Origin of the sequence: Streptomyces sp. SP18CS02 (genome assembly GCF_036322365.1) — a bacterium.
Classification (GTDB): domain Bacteria; phylum Actinomycetota; class Actinomycetes; order Streptomycetales; family Streptomycetaceae; genus Streptomyces.
In genome coordinates, this window is the sequence record NZ_JAQYXC010000225.1 from 1 (window position 1) to 326 (window position 326).

The 326-nt window shown below is 38.7% G+C and carries 1 protein-coding gene; it reads right to left on the reverse strand.

Going from position 1 to position 326, the window contains the following annotated elements:
* On the reverse strand, positions 1 to 326 hold a 326-nt coding region (locus tag PUR26_RS34570; protein WP_329868613.1), incomplete at both ends, for a hypothetical protein.

Below are 326 nucleotides of genomic sequence, written 5' to 3' on the forward strand. Positions count from 1 at the left end.
GGCCGCACACCCCACCAAACAAAACAAAAAGGCCGCCCGCACCACCAACACCCGCAAAAAAACCCCCAAAAAACACACAACAAACACAAAACACCAACCAAACACAGACCCCCCGGACGCCGCGCCGACAAACCACCCCACCCCCACAAAAACAAAAAAAAAACAAAAAAAAACAAAAAAAACACAACACACAAAACCCAAAAAAAAAAACAACACAAAAAAAACAAAACAACACAACAACACACAAACACAACAAAAAAAAAACCAAAAACACAAACAAAACAAAAAAAAACAAAACCAAAACAAAACAAACACACAAAACACAA